General features: G+C 68.0%; 19 protein-coding genes and 1 pseudogene. 3 read left to right on the top strand and 17 right to left on the bottom strand.

Annotation, left to right across the window (positions count from 1 at the left end; all coding sequences use genetic code 11):
- The first annotated feature begins 138 nt into the window (after positions 1-138).
- On the top strand, positions 139-1,353 hold the full coding sequence (locus ACQKDV_RS03675; protein ID WP_427782432.1) for a nucleotide disphospho-sugar-binding domain-containing protein: 1,215 nt from the start codon (positions 139-141) through the stop codon (positions 1,351-1,353).
- A 38-nt stretch (positions 1,354-1,391) separates the two neighbouring features.
- Here ACQKDV_RS03675 and dnaQ read toward each other — a convergent pair whose 3' ends face one another.
- From dnaQ to ACQKDV_RS03745, 14 genes and pseudogenes are all read right to left on the bottom strand, one after another.
- On the bottom strand, positions 1,392-1,901 hold the full coding sequence (gene dnaQ, locus ACQKDV_RS03680) for a DNA polymerase III subunit epsilon (protein WP_406233893.1): 510 nt from the start codon (positions 1,899-1,901) through the stop codon (positions 1,392-1,394).
- 164 nt (positions 1,902-2,065) lie between these two features.
- Positions 2,066-2,161 (bottom strand): annotated as a pseudogene (locus tag ACQKDV_RS03685) (LysR family transcriptional regulator); the annotation flags it as partial.
- 89 nt (positions 2,162-2,250) lie between these two features.
- Positions 2,251-5,418 carry an efflux RND transporter permease subunit gene (locus ACQKDV_RS03690; protein ID WP_427782452.1) on the bottom strand — a complete coding sequence of 1,056 codons (3,168 nt, stop codon included), beginning with the start codon at positions 5,416-5,418 and terminating at the stop codon, positions 2,251-2,253.
- 19 nt (positions 5,419-5,437) lie between these two features.
- A complete protein-coding gene (locus ACQKDV_RS03695) occupies positions 5,438-6,409 on the bottom strand; it encodes an efflux RND transporter periplasmic adaptor subunit (protein WP_427782433.1) in 972 nt (323 codons plus the stop codon).
- Positions 6,406-7,677, bottom strand: a complete 1,272-nt coding sequence (locus tag ACQKDV_RS03700) for a TolC family protein (RefSeq protein WP_427782434.1) — start codon at positions 7,675-7,677, stop codon at positions 6,406-6,408. The genes ACQKDV_RS03695 and ACQKDV_RS03700 overlap by 4 nt, the downstream gene beginning before the upstream one ends.
- 60 nt (positions 7,678-7,737) lie before the next feature.
- Positions 7,738-8,103: a hypothetical protein gene (locus ACQKDV_RS03705; RefSeq protein ID WP_427782435.1), complete on the bottom strand. Its 366-nt coding sequence runs from the start codon at positions 8,101-8,103 to the stop codon at positions 7,738-7,740.
- 132 nt (positions 8,104-8,235) lie between these two features.
- Positions 8,236-10,008, bottom strand: a complete 1,773-nt coding sequence (locus ACQKDV_RS03710) for a DUF885 domain-containing protein (protein WP_427782436.1) — start codon at positions 10,006-10,008, stop codon at positions 8,236-8,238.
- Between the two features lie 271 nt (positions 10,009-10,279).
- Entirely contained in the window at positions 10,280-10,627 is a 348-nt protein-coding gene (locus tag ACQKDV_RS03715) for a lipid-A-disaccharide synthase N-terminal domain-containing protein (protein ID WP_427782437.1), read from the bottom strand.
- Positions 10,627-11,349 (bottom strand): glycosyltransferase family 2 protein, encoded by a 723-nt coding sequence (locus ACQKDV_RS03720; protein WP_427782438.1) that lies wholly within the window; start codon positions 11,347-11,349, stop codon positions 10,627-10,629. Before ACQKDV_RS03720 ends, ACQKDV_RS03715 begins: the two co-directional genes overlap by 1 nt.
- Before the next feature lie 90 nt (positions 11,350-11,439).
- Positions 11,440-12,405, bottom strand: a complete 966-nt coding sequence (locus ACQKDV_RS03725; protein WP_427782439.1) for an NAD-dependent epimerase/dehydratase family protein — start codon at positions 12,403-12,405, stop codon at positions 11,440-11,442.
- An 82-nt stretch (positions 12,406-12,487) separates the two neighbouring features.
- A complete protein-coding gene (locus tag ACQKDV_RS03730) occupies positions 12,488-13,408 on the bottom strand; it encodes a ParB/RepB/Spo0J family partition protein (protein ID WP_427782440.1) in 921 nt (306 codons plus the stop codon).
- Positions 13,408-14,205: a ParA family protein gene (locus ACQKDV_RS03735; RefSeq protein WP_427782441.1), complete on the bottom strand. Its 798-nt coding sequence runs from the start codon at positions 14,203-14,205 to the stop codon at positions 13,408-13,410. Before ACQKDV_RS03735 ends, ACQKDV_RS03730 begins: the two co-directional genes overlap by 1 nt.
- A gap of 112 nt (positions 14,206-14,317) precedes the next feature.
- Positions 14,318-14,956, bottom strand: coding sequence for a 16S rRNA (guanine(527)-N(7))-methyltransferase RsmG (gene rsmG / locus ACQKDV_RS03740; protein WP_427782442.1), 639 nt, complete (start codon positions 14,954-14,956; stop codon positions 14,318-14,320).
- A 52-nt stretch (positions 14,957-15,008) separates the two neighbouring features.
- Entirely contained in the window at positions 15,009-15,608 is a 600-nt protein-coding gene (locus ACQKDV_RS03745; RefSeq protein ID WP_427782443.1) for a 4'-phosphopantetheinyl transferase family protein, read from the bottom strand.
- A gap of 90 nt (positions 15,609-15,698) precedes the next feature.
- Between ACQKDV_RS03745 and ACQKDV_RS03750 the strand changes: the two genes are divergently transcribed.
- On the top strand, positions 15,699-15,950 hold the full coding sequence (locus ACQKDV_RS03750) for a GlsB/YeaQ/YmgE family stress response membrane protein (RefSeq protein ID WP_427782444.1): 252 nt from the start codon (positions 15,699-15,701) through the stop codon (positions 15,948-15,950).
- Positions 15,951-16,023: 73 nt separating this feature from the next.
- On the opposite strand, the gene xth is transcribed toward ACQKDV_RS03750, so the two are convergent.
- Positions 16,024-16,791: an exodeoxyribonuclease III gene (gene xth, locus ACQKDV_RS03755; RefSeq protein ID WP_427782445.1), complete on the bottom strand. Its 768-nt coding sequence runs from the start codon at positions 16,789-16,791 to the stop codon at positions 16,024-16,026.
- A 169-nt stretch (positions 16,792-16,960) separates the two neighbouring features.
- Between xth and ACQKDV_RS03760 the strand changes: the two genes are divergently transcribed.
- Positions 16,961-17,290: a hypothetical protein gene (locus tag ACQKDV_RS03760; RefSeq protein ID WP_427782446.1), complete on the top strand. Its 330-nt coding sequence runs from the start codon at positions 16,961-16,963 to the stop codon at positions 17,288-17,290.
- A 67-nt stretch (positions 17,291-17,357) separates the two neighbouring features.
- On the opposite strand, the gene ACQKDV_RS03765 is transcribed toward ACQKDV_RS03760, so the two are convergent.
- On the bottom strand, positions 17,358-18,767 hold the full coding sequence (locus ACQKDV_RS03765; RefSeq protein ID WP_427782447.1) for a coniferyl aldehyde dehydrogenase: 1,410 nt from the start codon (positions 18,765-18,767) through the stop codon (positions 17,358-17,360).
- Between the two features lie 228 nt (positions 18,768-18,995).
- Positions 18,996-20,040, bottom strand: a 1,045-nt coding sequence (locus tag ACQKDV_RS03770; RefSeq protein ID WP_427782448.1) for an MFS transporter, incomplete at its 5' end; no start/stop codon positions are given.

Raw genomic sequence — 20,040 nt, forward strand, 5'->3', positions numbered from 1 at the left:
GGACACAGCGAGCCGCGCATTATGCATGGGTTCAAGCACTTGCGCAAGTTACCCACAGGCGTGGGCGGCGTGGGCTGAACGGCGCACGTCCTGTTCATGACCGGGCTGGCCATACTGGCCTCCCATGTGGAGCCCCCGATGCGACTGCTGGCCCTGACCTATGGAACCGAAGGCGACACCCGGCCACTGGTGATGCTGTGCCATGGGCTGCGCCAGGCTGGGCATGAGGTGATGCTGCTGGCCGAACAGGGCACGCTGGGCAGCGCGCGTGATCTGGGTGTGCCGCATGCGGCGCTGGAAGGCGACATCCACGACGACGTGGTGGCGCTGGTGGCACGCGGCAACCATCTGGCCGCCGCGTCGCGCGGCTTGGCGCGGATGGCAGGCCGCCACGTGCCGGCCTGGATGGCGCAGGCCGACGCGGCCGCCGCCGGCTGCGATGCCGTGCTGACCGGCGGGTTGGCCGCCCTGGTGGGGCTGAGCGTGGCCGAGCGCCGTGGGCTGCCCGCGATCGGCACCGGCATGATCCCGCTGACCCCGTCGCGCGCGTTCGCCTCGCCCTTCCTGCCGCCGATGCCGCTCCCCGGCGTCCTGCGCCGGGCCAGCTACGGGCTGGTCAACCAGACGGTCTGGCGCACCTTCCGCGGACCGATCAACGCGGCGCGCGCCACGCTGGGGCAGCCACCGCGTCGCACGCTGTGGACTGGCCTGCCGATGCTGTATGGCATTTCCCCGCACCTGCTGCCGCCGCCCGCAGACTGGCCCGCCGACCACGAGGTGTGCGGCCAATGGCGCATGCCGGAACAACCCTGGTCGCCGCCGGCGACGTTGCAGGCCTTCCTCGACGGCGGCCCGCCGCCGGTCTATCTCGGCTTTGGCAGCATGACCGGGTTCGACCGCGAGCATGTGCTGCCGGCGCTGCTGCAGGCGCTGGCGCCGCGCCGCGTGCTGCTGTTTCCGGGCTGGGCTGGACTGCCTTCAGGTGCATTGCCGGCTAGCGTGTTCGTGCTCGATCCGACGCCGCATGAAGCGCTGTTCCCACGCTGCGCGCTGGCCATCCACCATGGCGGCAGCGGCACCACCCATTCGGCCTGCCGCGCTGGCATTCCTTCATTGGTGATGCCGTTTGCCGCCGATCAGTTCTTCTGGGCCCGACGCCTGCAGGCGCTGGGCGTTGCACCCGCGCCACTGTCACCGACGCAGTTGGATACGGCTGCGCTGAGAGCGGCGATTGTGTTCGCCGAGGACGGCGCTGCACGTGCGCGTGCCGCTGCACTGGGCGCGGCGATGGCTGGCGAAGATGGGGTGGCCACTGCGGTCGCGATGATAGAGCGCAGGTTTCAGACCCTGTAGAGCCGAGCCCATGCTCGGCTGAAGCGCTTGTTGCCGTATCAACGAAGGTGCGGAATCACCTGCGCCAACAGGTGCGCATCCTTCAGCGCGCCATGCAGGCCGCGGTTGCCAGGAATACGCAGGCGCTGCAGCACATCGTCCAGCTTGTTGCCCTGTCCAGGCCAGCGCCCCCGCGCCAGCTTCAGGCTGCAGGTGATGCGGCAGTACTGGGCCAGGCTGCCAGGAATACCGGCCAGACGCAGTTCGTTGTCGAGAAAGCCGACATCGAAGGTGGCGTTGTGCGCGACCATCTCGCTGCCACGCAGGAATTCCAGCAGCTCGGCAGCCTTGCTGGAGAACAGCGGCTTGCCGACCAGCATCGCATCGCTGATGCCATGCACGCGCTGCGCGCCCCAGTCCACCGAGCGCTGTGGCTGCAGGTAAGTGTGGAACTGGCGGCCGGTGAGCTGGCCATCGATCAGTTCCACCGCACCGATTTCGATGACCCGGTGGCCCATGCGATGGGAAATACCGGTGGTTTCGGTATCCAGTGCGACGATGCGACTCATGTGGGGCGATGGTTCCTGTTGCGTACTGTGGTGATTTTCGCATGCCGGTAGAGCCGAGCCCATGCTCGGCTGGCGCGCACAGCGCGGGTTTGGCGGGAATCGGCGAAGAGCGGCCGAGCGTGGGCTCGGCTCCACAACAATGCGCGTCAGCCCAACACCTCCACCAGCCCGGCCACGCCGGTGGCCAGGCAGGCATTGCCATCATCGAAGCCCACTGCATGACGGCCCTGCACTTCAATACGCTCATCACCGCGCTGGGCGAAGAGCCTTTTGATGTTGCACCCACCCGAACCCGCTTGAATGGATGGGGTCAGAGCCTTTCCCTGCGGAAGAGGTCTGACCCCTCCTGTCAGGGCTCGCGACGGTGCAGCCAGCGGTACAGCACGGGCAACACCAGCAGGGTGAGCAGCGTGGAAGACACGATGCCGCCGATCACCACGGTGGCCAGCGGGCGCTGCACTTCCGAACCGGCGCCGACATTGAAGGCCATCGGCACGAAGCCCAGCGAGGCCACCAGCGCAGTCATCAGCACCGGCCGCAGCCGGCCCAGCGCACCGTCGCGGACAGCGTCGGTAAGCGGCCGGCCCTGTTCGCGCAGGTGGCGCACGAAGCTGATCATCACCAGTCCGTTCAGTACTGCCACGCCGGACAACGCGATGAAGCCCACCCCCGCCGAAATCGACAACGGCAGGCCACGCAGGGCCAGAGCCAGCACACCCCCGGTCAGCGCCAGCGGCACGCCGGTGAACACAATGGCCGCATCGCGACCGGAACCAAAGGCCCAGAACAGCAACGCGAAGATCAGCACCAGCGTGACCGGCACCACCACCGCCAGGCGCTGGCTGGCCGAAATCAGCTGCTGGAAGCTGCCGCCATAGTCGACCCAGTAGCCGGACGGCAGCTCGACCTTGCCCTGTACCGCCTGCTGCAGTTCGGCCACGAAGCTGCCCAGATCACGATCGCGGACGTTGGCGGTGACCACGATGCGGCGCTTGCCGTTATCGCGGTTGATCTGGTTCGGGCCTTCGCTGTTCTCGATGCGCGCCAGTTCGCGCAGCGGCACCGTGCGGGCCATGCCGCTTCCGGTGGCCTGGCCACGGCTGAGTTCATCGGCATTGCCTCCGGCCAACGCGGTTTCCAGCGAAATGGGCAGGTCGGCCAATGCTGCCGGGTCCTGCCGCAGCTTCTCCGGCAAGCGCACCACGATGTCGAAGCGGCGGTCGCCCTCGAACAGCTGCCCGGCCACCTGGCCACCGACCGCCGCGGACACGGTGGACTGCACCTGGCCGGGGTTGAGCCCGTAGCCGGCCAGCTTCTGCCGGTCCGGCAGCACGGTCAGCAGCGGCAGGCCGCTGGTTTCCTCCAACCGCACATCGGCCGCACCGGGCACGGCCGATACCACTTTCTGCAGGCGCTGGCCAACCTGCCGCAGCGTGTCCAGGTCATCGCCGTAGAGCATCACCGCCACATCCGCGCGCACGCCGGAAATGAGCTCGTTCATGCGCATCTGGATCGGCTGGGTGAACTCGTAGTTGTTGCCCGGCAGCTGTTCGGCGCTCTTTTCCAGTTCGGCCAGCAACGTGGCCCGTGGCTTGCGCGGGTCCGGCCACTGGCTGCGGGGTTTCATCATGATGAAGGTATCGGCCACCGAGGGCGGCATCGGGTCGGACGCCACTTCCGGCGTGCCGATCTTGGAAAAGACCTTGGCCACTTCCGGTACCTGCAGCAGGCGGCGTTCGATCTGCACCTGCATCTGCACCGACTGGGCCAGGCTGGTACCGGGAATGCGCATGGCATGCATCGCCACATCGCCTTCGTCCAGGCTGGGCACGAATTCACTGCCCAGCCGCGTGGCCAGCACGCCGCAACCGAGCACCAGCACCACTGCCGCGGCGGCCACCCAGCCCCCGCGGCGCAGGGTGAACGCCAGCAGCGGCTGGTAGCGCCGGCGCAGCCAGGCCATCAGGCGGTTTTCCTTTTCCTGCACGCGGCCGCCGAGGAACATCGCGATGGCGGCGGGCACGAAGGTCAGGCACAGCAGCATCGCACCGGTCAGTGCGAGCACCACCGTGATCGCCATCGGGTGGAACATTTTTCCTTCCACGCCGGTCAGCGCGAAGATCGGCAGGTACACCGCGGTGATGATGCCCAGGCCGAACAGGCTGGGCCGGATCACCTCAGCGGTGGCACTGGCGGTTTCGGCGAAGCGTTCGGCCACCGTCATGTCACGCCCCAATGCGTGCTGGCGTTCGCCGAACCGGCGCAGGCAGTTCTCGATGATGATCACCGCACCATCGACGATGAGGCCGAAGTCGAGCGCGCCCAGGCTCATCAGATTGGCCGATACGCCACCGCGCGCCATGCCGGTGAGCGTGAACAGCATTGCCAGCGGAATGACCGCTGCCGTGATCAGTGCCGCGCGTACATTGCCGAGCAGCACGAACAGCACCACGATCACCAGCAGCGCGCCTTCCAGCAGGTTGCGTGCGACGGTCTGGATGGTGCGGTCCACCAGTGCGGTGCGGTCGTAGCTGGCCGTAACGGTCACGCCCTTGGGCAGGCTGGCCTGTGCCTGCCGCAGCCGGGCCGCCGCAGCCTGCGCCACCTCTCGGCTGTTGGCCCCGACCAGCATCACCACCGTACCCATCACCACTTCATGGCCGTTCTGCGTGGCCGCGCCACTGCGCAGCTCGGGGCCATCGGCTACCTCGGCCACGTCATGCACGTGGATCGGTACGCCTTCGCGGCGGTCCAGCACGATGTTGCCGATCTCCTGCAGATCGGCCACCTGGCCGGGAACGCGCACCAGGAACTGCTGGCCATTGCGCTCGATGTAACCGGCGCCGACATTCTGGTTGTTGGCTTCGACCGCGCTGGCCACATCCTCCAGCGTGAAGCCCAGCGCGCGCAGCCGTGCCGGATCGGGGGTGATGTGCACCTGGCGCTGGAAGCCACCGATGGTGTTGACCTCGGTGACACCCGGCACGTTGCGCAGCTGCGGGCGGATCACCCAGTCCTGCAGCGTGCGCAGGTCGGTGGCGGTGTACGGCGTACCATCGGCCTTGCGCGCCGTAGGATCGGCATCGATGGTGTACATGAAGATCTCGCCCAGGCCGGTGGCGATCGGCCCCAGTTGCGGGTCCAAGCCGGCTGGAATCTGCGAACGTACCTGCTGCAGGCGCTCGGCCACCTGCTGGCGGGCGAAGTAGAGGTCGGTGCCATCCTTGAACACGACCGTGACCTGCGACAGGCCATAGCGCGAGAGCGAACGCACGTGGTCCAGCTTCGGCAGGCCGGCCATCGCGGTTTCCACCGCATAGGTGATGCGCTGTTCGCTTTCCAGTGGTGAGTAGCCCGGTGCAGCGGTGTTCACCTGCACCTGCACGTTGGTGATGTCCGGTGTAGCGTCGATCGGCAGCCGGGTGAAGCTCCAGCTGCCCACCAGTACCAGCACCAGGGTGAGGGCCAGCATCAGCCAGCGGTGTGCGATGGCTCCGGCGATGATGCGTTCCAGCACGCCGGGACGTGGAGCGAGGTCAGTGCTCATGGCTGGCCCCCGCCTTGCCGATATCGGCCTTCACCGTGTAGCTCTGCTCGACCACCACCTGTTCGCCTGCGCGCAGCCCGGCATTCACCGCGACCTGGCCGGCGTCGCGTGCACCCAGCGTGACCGGGCGAGCGGTGTAGGTATCGCCGTCGCGGACGAACACCACGTCCTTGCCATCCAGCGTCTGCAGGGCCGTCAACGGCACCACGATGCTGGCCGGGGTACTGGCCACCACGATGCGCGCACGCACCGCCGCGCCCGGGCGCCACAGGCCATCGCGGTTGTCCACGCTGGCCCGCGCCACCGTGCTCTGGCTGGCCGTGGCGGTACCGGGCAGCACGCGTTCGAGCGTGGTGGTCTGGCTGACCCCATCGGTCATGCGGGTGACGGTGACCGGTACACCGGCGGTGATGTGCTGGGTGTCGGCACCGAAGATGTGCAGGTCCACCCACAGCTGCGACAGATCACCGATCTCGAACAGCACCTGCCCTTCTGCCGCCACCGCCCCCACCTGCACCAGGCGCGACAGCACGACGCCGCTGATCGGGGCGGCCACGCTGTAGGTGGTCAGGCTGAGGTTGCTGTCGATGCTGGCCAGCGGCTGGCCGGCACGCACGCGGTCGCCAACGTTGGCGCGCAGCGCACGCACCGGGCCGGGGAAGCGTGCGGTGACCTGCGCAGTGCGGCCATCCACGGGCGCCAACAGGCCCTGCACGTCGTGCTCGTCGGCAATGGTGCCGGGGCCTGCGGCGGCGCTGACGATGCCCGCGTCCCTGGCCTGCGCGGCGGTGATGGTGGTGCGCTCGGCGGCGTCTTCGTCGCCATGGTCTTCACCTTCGGCATGATCGTGGCCATCGGCGGCGGCCGACTCCGGCGGCGGTGCTTTGCCATCACACGCGGTCAGCGCGGCCAGCAGCAGGGACACGGCAGCCAGGCGGATCAGGGTATCGGAGGCCTTCATGGCAGGGTTCCTTCAGCAGGGGTGGCCAGCAGCGGCTGCCCGCTCAGGCGCTGGATTTCGATCAGGGCGGTCTGTGCCGACAGGGCGGCGTCAAGCTGGCGCTGGCGCGCCTCGATACGCATGGCCTGCAGCTGCGCCCATTCCAGGTAGCTGATGGCACCTGCACGCCAGGCGGTTTCGGCGACCTTTTCGGCTTTCTGCAGCTGCGGCAGCACGTCGCTGCCCATGCGCTGCACCTCAAGCCGCGCGGTGGCGTAGCGGCCATGCGCTTCGGCCAGAGTGGCGTACAGCTGCAGGGCGCGTGCCTCGCGTTCCACCGCGCTCATGGCCAGTTCGGCCTGCGCTGCGCGGATCTCGGGTTCAGCGCGGCGGGCACTGCCCAGCGGCATGCTGAAGCCGCCCACGAAGGCGGTGTCGCCGCGTTCGCGCTGGTGGCGCACCCCCAGCTGCCACGACACATCACTGCGCTGCTGGCTGCGCGCCAGTTGCAGCTGCGCCTCACGCACGCGCGCCTCGTTGGCGATCACCGCCAGTTCCGGCGTCTGCGCCAGCAGCGTGGCCAAGGCCTGGAACGGTTGCAGGGCCGGCAGCTGCATCGGGTCGCCGGTCACCGCCTCGAAATCCACCTCGCGCGCATTCCACAGCGCGGCCAGGGCCATGCGTGCCGCGTGCCCGGCCTGCCCGGCGCGGTCGCGGTCCAGCTCGGCCTGGGCCAGGGCCGCCTGCGCGGTCATCAGCGTCGAGGCTGGCGAAGCACCGGCCTGCAGGCGCAGGCCCGCGGCGGCCACCGCGCGGCGACGTTGTTCAATGTCGTCCAGCGCAATGCGGTACTGCGCACTGGCCGCGGAGATGGCCAGATAGCGGCGCGCGGTCTCGGCCAGCAGATCCAGGCGAGTGATCTCGCGCTGGGGGGCCAGTGCATCGAGGTTGGCCTGGGCCACGGCGCGGCGGGCATCAAGTTTGCCGCCACGCTCAAGGACACCGGCCAATGTCACCGTGGTTTCGGCGGCATCGAAACCACGGTTGGCGCCGGTACCCAGCGCATTCTCGATGTCCACGCCGAACACCAGCGCGGGTTTGAAGGCGGCGCCGTCCAGGCGCGCCTGTGCGGCCTGGCGCTGCAGCGTGGGCAGGCGCAGGTCGGGATGGGTGCGGGCGACGCGGTCGACGGCCGCGTCCAGGGTCAACGGGTCAAGCGACGATGGCGCCTGTGCGTGCACGCACGGCGCGATCGCCAGGGCCGCGAAGGCGGCCAGGCGGATCCACATGGGAAATACTCCGGAAAACGCAGGACAGGATCAGAGGGCCCGCGCATGGCGGGCGATCGATCAGGCCTGGATCGGAGGGCGCAGCAGCGATTCCAGCGGCGCGGGGCGGACGTCGGGCTCGACCGTGGTCGGCGCGGCTGCCGAAGGCGGCGTTGGCAGTTCCCAGCTGGCCAGTGCGAACGGCAGCATGCCGCCCTGCCCGTGGCAATGCCCGCAATGCACGAGCGCATGCAGCAGGCGTGCGTTGGTATCGTCCGGATCGTGCCCGGACTCGAACCCGGCCGCGTCATGCGGCGCAGCCGGATGATCCTGGTGGGCCATTTCGTGCAGTTCGCCCAGCGCCGACGCGGTGGCACCGCCCACGGTGCCGCACGCCACCACCACCAGCATCAGCAGGCGGAGCAGGAACGACGGTCGGCGGCGCACGAAGCGGAGCATCTGCCGGAATGTAGCGGCCGGTGGCGCCGTTACACAATCGCAGGGGCTCGCCGGGCATGGCCCGGCGCTACCCCTGTGTGCATTCCGGTAGCGCCGGGCCATGCCCGGCGGCGTGCCCGGTCAGGCCTTCTTCCGCTCGGCGATGTAGGCCTGGACCTGCTGTTCCAGCACCGGCAGCGGCACCGAGCCCTGCCTCAGGATCACATCGTGGAAGCCCTTGATGTCGAACCTGTCACCCAGCTCCTTTTCAGCCTGCGCACGCAGGCGCACGATGGCGATCTCGCCCAGCTTGTAGCTCAGTGCCTGGCCGGGCCAGGAAATGTAGCGGTCCACTTCGGTGGTCACTTCATGCTCGCTCAGCGCGGTGTGGTCGCGCAGGTAGGCGATGGCCTGCGCGCGGGTCCAACCCTTGCTGTGCACGCCGGTGTCGATGACCAGGCGCGCGGCGCGCCACATTTCATAGGTCAGGCGGCCGAAATCCTCGTAGGGGGTTTCGTAGATGCCCATTTCCACGCCCAGCTTCTCGCAGTACAGCGCCCAGCCTTCGCCATAGGCGGAAATGTAGGCGTTGCGGCGGAACTCCGGCAGATCCTTCTGTTCGGAGGCGATTGCGCCCTGCAGCGCATGGCCCGGGTCGGACTCATGCAGGGTCAGCGCGGGCAGGTTGTACAGGGGGCGCGAGGGCAGGTTGTAGGTGTTGACCCAGTAGGTGCCCATGCCGCCACGGCCGGCGGTCCAGAACGGCGCGATGTCCGGCGGTACCGGCACGATGGTGAAGCGGGCGCGCGGCAGGGTCATGTACTTGCCGAGCTGGCCGTCGGCACGCTTGGCGATCCAGGCAGCGTGCGACAGCAGTTCCTCCGGGGTCTTGGCATAGAACTGCGGGTCGGTGCGCAGGAAGGTCAGGAACTCGGCGAAGCTGCCCTTGAACTGCACCTGCTGGATGATGTCGTTCATCTCCTTCTGGATGCGCGCCACTTCACCCAGGCCGATGCGGTGGATCTCATCGGGCGACAGGTCCAGCGTGGTGTATTCGTGGATCTGCTGCCTGTAGAACGCCTTGCCGTCCGGCATGGCTTCGGCGGCCAGGGTGGTACGCGCCTGCGGCACGTATTCGCTGACGAAGAAGGTGCGCAGCTGCTGGAACGCCGGCACGACCTTGCCGCCGATGGCGGCGCTGGCCTGTTGGCGCAGGGCGGCCTGTTCGGCGGCCGGGATGCTGGCGGGCAGCTTCTTGAACGGCGCGTACAACGGCGAGGCGGTCGGATCCTTCAGCTCGGCAACGGTGGCGATGGACACCTCGCGGCCGTCAAGCACCGCACGCGGCACGCTGAAACCGCGCTTGAGACCGGCGCGCATGTTGTCGGTCTGCTGGCCGAAGTAACGCGGCACGTCATTCAGGCGGGCGATGTAGTTGCGGTAGTCCTGCGCGGTCTTCATCTCGCGCCGGGCCATGAAGGACAGGTTGGACCAGAACGAGGAATCCGAATTGAACGGCATCTCGTAGGTACGCAGGCGCGTTGCTTCGGCCAGGTTGAACACCTGGTCACGGTAGATCGCGTAGTTGACCTGGTTGTCGGCCGACAGCGCCTTGACGTCGATCTTCTTCAGGTCGGCCAGGGTCTGGTCCCAGACCTTGAGGCGGGCCTGCTGGGCGGCCGGGCCGACATCGGGCATGCGCGTGGCATTGGCCGGCGCATCCTCGTCCTCGCTGGCTTCGCCGCCGCCGTCCTGGCGCCACTTCCATTCCTTTTCATACAGCGCGCGGAAGGCGGCATCGGCGGGCGATTCAGCGGCCACGCTGGCCGGAGCGGCAGCGGGCGGCGCGGCCAGAGCGACCGCAGTGGGGGCGGACAGGGCAATCAGCAGAGCAACGGCGAGGCGGGTTTTCACGAGTACAGGTTCCCGGGAAGGCAGATCCCGATCATCGCACCGTGCAACGCTCATGGCATGGGACGAAGGTCCTGCCTGTGGTAGAGCCGACCGTTGGTCGGCTGCTCTTCGGCCAGCACGGAAAACCCCTGCGCTGCGCGCGATAGTCGACTGACAGTCGACTCTACCCACTGCAAGCGGCCCCGCTCTGGTAGCCGCCAACCTTGGTTGGCGCACGTGCAGACGCCGGGGTCAGAGCCCGTTCCTGCGGAACGGGATCCGACCCCAGCCCTCAATGGCTGGCCTTGTCCCGCTTCCAGCCGCGATGCTTGATGTCCAGATGCAGGCTGTACAACGCCGTGAACGCCGGGAACAGGTTCTGCAGCACGCCCACCGAATCCTGCTTGGCCGAAAACAGGAAATAGCTCAGGGTCATCAGGCTGCCGACCACGCTCATGTACCAGAACAGGCGCGGGATGACCGGCTTGCCGGCGCGCTTGGACGCCACGAACTGCACCAGCCAGCGGCCGCCGAACATCAGCGCGCCGGTGTAGCCGATCACCTTCCAGCCGGTCACATGCAGACCGGTCCAGTACAGCCAGGTCAGCGGCTGGTCGAGCCAGTGCAGCTCCAGGTCCATCAACGCTCCTCCACCGCAGTGCGCTTGCTGCGGGTGATCAGCCAGGCCACGCCGCGCAGGTCGCGGATACCGACCAGGGCACGGCCCAGGTTGTTGTACTTGGACACGCCCGCCGTGCGATGGCGGTGGTTGACCGGCACGCTGATGGTCTTCCAGCCGGCGCGCTGCATCAGCGCGGGCAGGTAGCGGTGCATGTGGTCGAAGTACGGCAGATCGAGGAAAGCCTCGCGCTCGAACAGCTTGATGCCGCAGCCGGTGTCGGGCGTATCGTCGCACAGCATGCGCGCGCGGATGGCGTTGGCCCACTTGCTGGCCCAGCGCTTGCTGCCGCTGTCCTGGCGGTTGACGCGCCATCCGGCGAACAGCTTCACCTGGGCATCGGCGCTCTGCCGCGCAGCCAGCAGCTTCGGAATATCGGCCGGATCGTTCTGGCCATCGCCATCCAGGGTGGCGATCCACGGTGCACGGGCGTTGCGCACGCCGGTACGCACCGCGGTGCTCTGCCCGCTCTGGCTGACGTGGTGCAGCACGCGCAGTTCAGGCGTGCTGGCCTTCAGGCCCTGCAGCACGGCCAGGCTGTCATCGCGTGAGTTGTCGTCCACATAGACGATCTCGAAGGGTAGACGACCGCGCAGCGCGGCAACAATTTCGCCGACCAGGGGCGCGACATTGTCGCGCTCGTTGAACACCGGGACGACAACGGAAAGCTCGGGGTGGCTCATGGGTCACTCAGCCAGCAGGGATACAAAGACCGCGCATTCTCCGAAGCCGAGGTTATCCGAAGATGAACACGGCTGCGTGAGGATGAATCATCAGGCACGGTCGCCAAAATACTCGCGGCACCACCGCACCACCGGCGGCAGGCCCAGCTCGATCGGGGTCACCGCATCGAAGCCGAAGGCCTCATGAGCGCGTCGGGTGTCGGCCATTGTGCGCACCATATCGCCCGGCTGCATCGGCTTGTAGACCTTCTGCGCGGGGCGCCCGGCGGCCTGCTCGATCACGCTGATGAAGCGCTCCAGCTCGACCGGGGTATGGTTGCCCAGGTTGAACACCCGGTGCGGCACCGGACCGTCGGCGGGGTGCGCGAGGGCGCCGAGGATACCGGCGACGATGTCGGAAACATGTGTGAAGTCGCGCTGCATGCGCCCTTCGTTGAACACATCGATCGGGCGCCCGGCCAGCACCGCGCGCGAGAACAGCAGCGGCGCCATGTCCGGCCGGCCCCATGGGCCATAGACGGTGAAGAAGCGCAGGCCAGTGGCATGCAGGCCGTACAGCTGCGCATAGGTGTAGGCCATCAGCTCGTTGGCCGCCTTGGTGGCCGCATACAGCGAACGCGGCTGGTCCACGCGCTGGTCCTCGGAGAACGGCGGTGTTGCCGAATCGCCGTACACCGAACTGCTGGAGGCGTAGACCAGATGCTGCACGCCGCGGTGGCGGCACAGCTCGAGCATGTTGACGAAGCCGATCAGGTTGCTGTCGACGTAGGCATGCGGGTTTTCCAGCGAATAACGCACGCCGGCCTGCGCGGCCAGGTGGATCACCGCCGTGGGCTGCACTTCATCGAACAGCGCGGCCAGGCCCTCGCGGTCGGTCAGGTCAAGCGTCCGCAGGTCCAGCGTGGGGCACAGCGCCGCCACGCGGTCACGCTTGATCTGCGGGTCGTAGTAGTCGTTGAAGTTGTCCAGGCCGACCACGGCCTGGCCGGCGTCCAGCAGCGCGCGGGCGGTGTAGGCACCGATGAAGCCGGCAGCGCCGGTAAGCAGGATGGTCATGGCCGGTCTCGTTCAATGCACCCCGCGGTCGTCGCAGCGGCCGACGTCACGGGGATACGCCGACCGACCTGTGCCGGGCCGCTCAGCCCTGGCGGGTGCGCAGCTTTTCCAGCACGCCGTCCAGCGTGTCCAGATCGGTGTAATGGATGATCAGCTTGCCCTTGCCGCCGCGGCCGTGGTTGATGGCCACCTTGGTGCCCAGCGATTCGGACAGCTCAGTTTCCAGCGAAGCGATGTCGGCCTGCTGCACCTTCGGCGCGGCCACCGGGCGGTTGCTCGGCACCTTGCCGGCGGCGAAGGCCTGCGCACGGCGCTCGACCTCGCGCACCGACCAGCCTTCATCGGCCGCTTCCTGGGCCAGCTTGCCGGCCAGTTCCGGGGCCAGCGTCAGCAGCGCGCGGGCATGGCCCATTTCCAGGCGGCGGGTTTCCAGCAGCAGGCGGATGGCCACCGGCAGCTCCAGCAGACGCAACAGGTTGGACACCGCCGCGCGCGAGCGGCCAACGGCCTCGGCGGCCTCGGCGTGGGTCAGGGTGAATTCGCTGATGAGACGCTGCAGCGCTTCGGCCTCTTCCAGCGGGTTGAGGTCTTCGCGCTGGATGTTCTCGATCAGCGCCATCGCGATGACGGTGCGGTCTTCCAGCTCGCGCACCACCACCGGCACTTCGTCCAGCCCCGCCAGCTGCGATGCGCGCCAGCGGCGTTCACCGGCGACGATTTCGTAGTTGCCCGCCGGCAGCTGGCGCACCAGGATCGGCTGGATCACGCCCTGCGACCTGATCGAATCGGCCAGCTCGGAGAGCTTGCCTTCGTCCATCTCGCGGCGTGGCTGGTACTTGCCCGGCTGCAGCTGGCCCACGGCCAGCTTGCGCAGCACTTCACCCGGCAGGGGTTCGATGACCGCAGTGGTGGCCTGCACTTGGCTGGCTGCGCCCTTGGGGCCCAGCAGGGCGTCCAGTCCGCGGCCGAGGCCTCGCTTCTTGGCGGCAGGCTTGCTGGTCATCAGGCAGTCTCCACGGCCTTGGCGGCCTTGTTGCGTTCGTTGTTGCGGCGGATGATCTCGCCAGCCAGGCCCAGATAGGCCACGCCGCCGCGCGAGGCGCGGTCATAGCCGACGATGCTCTGGCCGTGGCTGGGCGCCTCGGCCAGGCGCACGTTGCGCGGCACGATGGTGCGGAACACACGGTCACCGAAGTGCTCGGTCAGTTCGGCCGACACCGCGTTGGCCAGGTTGTTGCGCACGTCGAACATGGTGCGCAGCACGCCTTCGATTTCCAGCACCGGGTTGAGGTTGGTGCGCAGCGCTTCGATGGTTTCCACCAGCGCGCTCAGGCCTTCCAGCGCGTAGTACTCGCACTGCATGGGCACCAGCACCGAATCGGCGGCAGCCAGCGCATTGAGCGTCAGCAGCGACAGCGCCGGCGGGCAGTCGATCAGGATGAAGTCGTACTCGTCGCGGATCGGCGCCAGCGCGCGCTTCAGGCGCTGCTCGCGCTCTTCCTGCGCCATCAGCTGGATCTCGGCGGCGGTCAGGTCGATGTTGCCCGGCAGCAGGTCGTAGCCCTCGGCCGTGGCCACGCGCACGTCGGCGGCGTTGGCTTCGCCCAGCAGCAGATCGTAGGTGGAGGAGACCAGCTCGCGCTTGTCCACGCCACTGCCCATGGTCGCGTTGCCCTGCGAATCCAGGTCGACCAACAGCACGCGCTTGGGTGCGTTGGCCAGGGAAGCGGCCAGGTTGACGGCGGTCGTGGTCTTGCCGACGCCACCCTTCTGGTTGGCGATGGCGATGATGCGGGCCATGCGGGTGTGCCTCGTCGACGTGTGCTGGGACCGCTCATTATGCGTACAACCGGCCCCGTGCGGAAATCTGGGATCGCCAACCCGTTGTTCCGCAACGGGTCGGCGGCGCGGTTCAGGGGCCTGTCACGGTGACCAGGTGTCGTTCGCCGGCCAGGCCGGGCACGTTCAGCGGGGTCACCTCGCGCACCTGCCAGCCTGCCGGCAGGGCCGCGATCTCGTCGTGCGGGTAGACGCCCTTCATGGCCAGCAGCACGCCGCCGGGGCGCAGCAGATGGCCGCCGACGCGGACAATGCCCGCCAGCGTATCCATCGCGCGCGCGGTCAGCTGGTCGTAGCGGCCGGCCTCGTCCAATGCCTCGGCGCGCGATTCGGCCACGCGTGCATTGGCCAGGCCCAGCTGGCGCACGGCCTCGCGCATGAAGCGCGCCTTCTTGCCGTTGCTCTCCACCAGGGTGACCTGCAGGCCCGGGCAGGCGATGGCCAGCGGGATGCCGGGCAGGCCGGGGCCGGTACCGAGATCGGCCAGGCTGCCATCGGCCACGAACGGCTGCATCGCCAGCGAATCGAGCAGGTGGCGGGTGACCATTTCCTGCGGATCGCGGATGGCGGTGAGGTTGTAGGTGCCGTTCCAGCGGTGCAGCAGCGCCAGGTAACGCAGCAGCGGCGGCGCCAGTGCGGCCGCCAGGCCCAGGCTGGCCAGGCCCTGTTCCAGCGTGGAGACCACGCCGGCGGGAAGATCGTGTTCGCTCATGCCGGCATTATCGCCGGTTTTGCCCGCCGGTTCGCCGCTTCACTGCGCGGCGTCAATCGGCATGCCAGGCCAATGCCGCGCGGAACTGGCCGCTGGCCTGCCATTCGTGCAGGTGCCAGCGCGCGGCCCGGCCCAGTTCGGCGTCGCACCAGCGCAGGTGCAGGGCGCCATCGTCGCCGGGGGCCAGCTGCAGGCGGTGCAGGCCGAAGGAAATGCCCTGGCCGTGGGCCTTGAGCAGCGCTTCCTTGGCGCACCACACACGGAAGAACCAGTGTTCGCGCTCGTCGGCGGGCAGTCCTTGCAGCCAGGTCACCTCGTCGGGGTGGAAGAAGCGCTGCACGATCTCCAGCAGCCGCGGGCGCGGACGCAGCAGTTCCAGATCCACGCCCAGCCGCACGCCCTCGCCCAGCGCCACCAGCAGCACCTCGCCGCTGTGGCTCCAGCCGGTGCCGTAGTGGGCCAGTGCGCCGGCCAGTTCCGGGCGGCCCTTGTCGTCGCGCACCAGCGGCAGGGCATCGGGTTCGCCGCCCAGCGCCTGCGCCAGCACCCGCCGGGCCTGCGGCTCGCCGCGCTGGCCGGGCACATGCGGGCAGCGCCAGACCGTCACCGGGCCGAAGCGCCAGGGCCCGTCCAGGGTGGCTGGCAGGCTCATCCGCACGCGCCCATCACGGGATTGCACGACAAGTTCACGGCGGTGCGCGTCAACTGGCGCTCGTCCCTTCCCCTTGCAGAGGTTACGTTCATGGGCATCATCATCTGGCTGATCGTTGGCGGCATCGTGGGCTGGCTGGCCAGCATCATCATGCGTCGCGACGCCCAGCAGGGCATCATCCTCAACGTCGTGGTGGGCATCGTCGGCGCGCTGATTGCCGGCTTCCTGTTCGGCGGCGGCATCAACGATGCCATCACCCTGCGCACGTTCCTGTTCTCGCTGATCGGCGCGGTGATCCTGCTGGCCATCGTCAACCTGTTCACCCGCAGGAGCATACGGTGAAGCAGCGGTAGTGCCGGCCGCTGGCCGGCGGACGCATCAGCACGGGGCCCGGCATTTGTCGGGCCCCGTTCGTTCAACCGATCTCGACCCACGCCGGCGCATGGTCGCTCGGGCGTTCCCAGGTGCGCGGCTCGCGGTCGATGCCCGAGGCCACCGCGCTGCCCTTCAGTGCGTCGGACACCAGGGTCAGGTCGATGCGCAGGCCCAGGTTGCGGCGGAAACCGGCTGCGCGGTAATCCCACCAACTGAACACGCCGGCCTCGTCGTTGTGCAGGCGGAAGCCATCGTGCAGGCCCAGCTGCAGCAGCTTGTTGAGTGCGCCGCGCTCGGCGGTGGAGGTCAGGATGTGGTTCTCGTTCCAGACCTCCGGGTCGTGCACATCGCGCGCGTCCGGGGCGATGTTGAAGTCGCCCATCACGATCAGCTTCGGATGGCGCTGCAGTTCCTGCATGATCCAGGCGTGTACCGCCTCCAGCCAGCGCAGCTTGTAGTCGTACTTGTCGGTGCCGATGTCCTGACCGTTGACCACATACAGGTTGATCACCCGCAGCTCGCCGAAGGTGCCGGCGATGACGCGCTTCTGCTCGTCCTGAAAACCGGGAATGCCGATCTGCACGTCCTGCGCCGGCTCACGCGACAGCAGGGCCACGCCGTTGTAGGTCTTCTGGCCGGCGAACACGCTGCGATAGCCAGCTTCGGCCAATGCAGAATCGGGGAATTTGTGGTCCTCCAGCTTGGTTTCCTGGATACCGACGATGTCCGGGCCGAAGTCCTTCAGCCACTGCTGCAGGTGCGGCAGGCGGACATTGAGCGAATTGACGTTCCACGAGGCGATTTTCATGGGCGCATTCTACCCGGGCAGGCTGGCCCGGTCTTGCCGGCCGCTGGCCCCGGGCGGGCGGATCCGGTAGTGCCGGCCGCTGGCCGGCAACGTTCCGCCAGCACGCTGACGGCTGTTCTTCCCCCCTCCCGTACAATCCAGGCCGCCCTCCCCATCGCATGGAATCACCGTGGACGCAGATGCATTCGTCGCCAACTGGTACGCAGAAAAGGAAAGGTTGCTGTCAGCGGCCAGCATGCCCGGCACGGAATGCGAAGCAAAGATCACCGCAATGGGCCTGTCTTCCGAACAGACCGCGCAACTGCACGACCTGCTCAGGACGTTCGCCACAGACGTGATGTACACGCTGCTCCTCGGCCTGGATGGCAGCGCGTCGCTGGGCAATGACCAGCGCAGCTACACGTTGCTGGATGAGGATGGCTCTGTCATCGCGAAGGAGGGCGACTTGGAAGCCGCCGCCTACGCATGGTTCCAGGAACGCCGAGCTCCGCGCCGGTAGTGGCGGCCGCTGGCCGGCAATCCCATGAACCCTCGGCCGGGATGCAGTTGCCGGCCAGCGGCCGGCACTACCGCAGCAGCAGCTTCAACAACCCCGCAATCTTCGAATACGGCGGCCGCAGCCGGTCACTGGCTGCCCAGCGCGACTGCCACAGCACCGGCAGCTGCTTGCTCATCGCATCGAACCCGGCCCGGCCGTGGTACGCGCCCATGCCGCTGGCCCCCACCCCGCCAAACGGCAGGCCATCGGCGGCGAAGTGCAGCAGGGTGTCGTTGACCGTCACCCCACCGGCCACCACCTGGCCGAGGATGCGCTCCACCGTCGCCGTGTCGTGGCTGAAGGGATACAGCGCCAGCGGCCGGTCGCGGGACAGCACGTCGGCCAGCGCGGCATCCAGGTCCGGGTAGGCCCGCACCGGCAGGATCGGCCCGAAGATCTCCTCGCGCATCAGGTCCAGGTCATCCGGCGGGTCCAGTACCACGGTCGGTACCAGCAGGCGTTCGCGGTCGGCACGTGCCTCATCGACCTGCGCCAGCGGAATCACCGGCGCGCCGCGCTCGCGTGCCTGCGCCAGATAGCCCTGAAGGCGCTGGTACTGGCCGTCGTTGATGATGCGCGTGTAGTCGTCGGCATTGCTGAAATCGCCATAGCGCTCGCGCACCTGCTGCTGCAACGCCTGCACCAACTCGCGCTGGCGTGCGGTGTCGATCAGCACGTAATCCGGCGCAATGCAGGTCTGGCCTGCGTTGAACCACTTGCCGGTGGCCAAGCGTGCGGCGGCTTTGTCCAGCGGGAAATCGCGGCAGACGATGGCCGGGGACTTGCCGCCCAGCTCCAGCGTCAGCGGTACCAGATGCTCGGCCGCCGCCGCCATCACCTTGCGCCCCACGGCGGTCGAGCCGGTGAACAGCAGATGGTCCAGCGGCAGCGAGGACATCGCCGCCGCCACGTCCGCCCCGCCCTGCACCACTGCCACGCGCTCGGGTGGAAACACGCTGGCCAGCAGGTCGGCCAGGAACGCGCTGGTGCGTGGGGTGTGTTCAGAGGGTTTGAGCAGCACGTGGTTGCCGGCGGCGATGGCCGTGACCAGCGGCACCAGTGCCAAGGTCACCGGGTAGTTCCAGGGTGAGATCACCCCGACCACGCCCAGCGGCGTCGGTCGCAACTGCGCGCGCGCCGGCCACAGCTTCCAGCCGGCCGATGCAGGCTGCGGTTTCGACCAGCGGCGCAGGTGACGGCGCAGGTGGTCGATGGCCGACAGCACGCTCATGCCATCGGCCAGCTTCGATTCGACAGGGGCGCGGTGGCCGAAGTCTTCGGCGATGGCCTGGGCCATGTCATCCATGCGCGCCTTCAGCGCCTCGCGCAGGCGGCGCAGATCGGCCTCGCGCTGGTCAAGCGAAGGGCGCTGGGCCTGCCAGGCGCTGCGCAGGGTGTGCAGGATGGCGGGGAGGTCGGCCGAGGCGATGATGGTCATGGGCCGACTATACGGGCTGCGGGATCGCGCAACCGTCGTCTCGATGGGAGGGGCAACTGCGCCGGGCAACGGTAGAGTCGACCGTTGGTCGACTATCGCGCGGAGCGCGGGGTTTTCAACAATCCCGCCAAGTGCAGTCGACCAACGGTCGACTCTACCCCCGTTCCCACAAGCAGAAAGGCCGCGGTCTGCACCGCGGCCTTTCCTTCATTGCATGGAACCCACCGGTTATTTGGTGATGTCCACGTCCTTGGTCTCACGCAGGAACAGGCCACCGATCACCACCGACATCAGCGCGATGATGATGGGGTACCACAGGCCGTAGTACAGGTTGCCGGTACCGGCCACCAGCGCGAAGGAGATCGCCGGCAGGAAGCCACCGAACCAGCCGTTGCCGATGTGGTACGGCAGCGACATCGAGGTGTAGCGGATGCGGGTCGGGAACAGTTCGACCAGGTAGGCGGCGATCGGGCCGTAGACCATGGTCACGTACAGCACCAGCAGCCACAGCATGAAGATCGTGCCGGCGTAGTTGATGCGCGAACCATCGGCCTTGGCCGGGTAGCCCGCCGTGGTCAGCGCGGTCTTCAGTTCGGCACCGAAGGCATCGGCCTTGGCCTTGCCTTCTTCCTTGGTCAGGCCGGCAGCCTCGTACGAGGTGACGCTGGCGCTGCCCACGTTGACCATGGCCAGCGAACCGGCAGCGGCCGGCTGCACGTCATACGGCACGCCCGCCTTGGTCAGCGCGGCGGTGGCCACGTCGCAGGAGCTGGTGAACTTGCGCAGGCCCACCGGATCGAACTGGAACGAGCAGGTGTTCGGATCGGCGACCACCAGGGCCGGCGAGCTGCTGCGGGCTTCTTCGATGGCCGGGTTGGCGAAGTGGGTCAGGCCCTTGAAGATCGGGATGTAGGTGACGGCGGCCAGCAGGCAGCCGGCCAGGATGATCTTCTTGCGGCCGATACGGTCGGACAGCCAGCCGAAGAAGATGAAGAACGGCACGCCCAGCGCCAGCGCGGCGGCGATCAGCAGGTAGGACGTGGTGGCATCGACCTTCAGCATGCTGCTCAGGAAGAACAGTGCATAGAACTGGCCGCCGTACCAGACCACGGCCTGGCCGGCCGCAGCACCCAGCAGCACCAGCAGCATCAGCTTCAGGTTGCCGCCCTTGAGGCTGTCACGGAACGGGGTCTTGGAACCCTTGCCTTCCGACTTCATCTGCTGCTGGGCGTGTCGGTGTGGATCCGCCTGCAGCTGAGCGAATCGCCGCTGT

The sequence above is a fragment of the Stenotrophomonas sp. NPDC077659 genome (assembly GCF_050268705.1).
Lineage (GTDB): Bacteria > Pseudomonadota > Gammaproteobacteria > Xanthomonadales > Xanthomonadaceae > Stenotrophomonas.

Coding starts and splice junctions, on each gene's coding strand:
- ACQKDV_RS03725 (WP_427782439.1), bottom strand. CDS start 12,405: ATGACCATCCTGCTTACCGGCGCTGCCGGCTTCATCGGTGCCTACACC.
- ACQKDV_RS03765 (WP_427782447.1), bottom strand. CDS start 18,767: ATGACCATCATCGCCTCGGCCGACCTCCCCGCCATCCTGCACACCCTG.
- ACQKDV_RS03720 (WP_427782438.1), bottom strand. CDS start 11,349: ATGAGCCACCCCGAGCTTTCCGTTGTCGTCCCGGTGTTCAACGAGCGC.
- rsmG (WP_427782442.1), bottom strand. CDS start 14,956: ATGAGCGAACACGATCTTCCCGCCGGCGTGGTCTCCACGCTGGAACAG.
- ACQKDV_RS03750 (WP_427782444.1), top strand. CDS start 15,699: ATGGGCATCATCATCTGGCTGATCGTTGGCGGCATCGTGGGCTGGCTG.
- ACQKDV_RS03715 (WP_427782437.1), bottom strand. CDS start 10,627: ATGGACCTGGAGCTGCACTGGCTCGACCAGCCGCTGACCTGGCTGTAC.
- ACQKDV_RS03745 (WP_427782443.1), bottom strand. CDS start 15,608: ATGAGCCTGCCAGCCACCCTGGACGGGCCCTGGCGCTTCGGCCCGGTG.
- ACQKDV_RS03735 (WP_427782441.1), bottom strand. CDS start 14,205: ATGGCCCGCATCATCGCCATCGCCAACCAGAAGGGTGGCGTCGGCAAG.
- ACQKDV_RS03695 (WP_427782433.1), bottom strand. CDS start 6,409: ATGAAGGCCTCCGATACCCTGATCCGCCTGGCTGCCGTGTCCCTGCTG.
- ACQKDV_RS03675 (WP_427782432.1), top strand. CDS start 139: ATGCGACTGCTGGCCCTGACCTATGGAACCGAAGGCGACACCCGGCCA.
- ACQKDV_RS03700 (WP_427782434.1), bottom strand. CDS start 7,677: ATGTGGATCCGCCTGGCCGCCTTCGCGGCCCTGGCGATCGCGCCGTGC.
- dnaQ (WP_406233893.1), bottom strand. CDS start 1,901: ATGAGTCGCATCGTCGCACTGGATACCGAAACCACCGGTATTTCCCAT.
- ACQKDV_RS03730 (WP_427782440.1), bottom strand. CDS start 13,408: ATGACCAGCAAGCCTGCCGCCAAGAAGCGAGGCCTCGGCCGCGGACTG.
- xth (WP_427782445.1), bottom strand. CDS start 16,791: ATGAAAATCGCCTCGTGGAACGTCAATTCGCTCAATGTCCGCCTGCCG.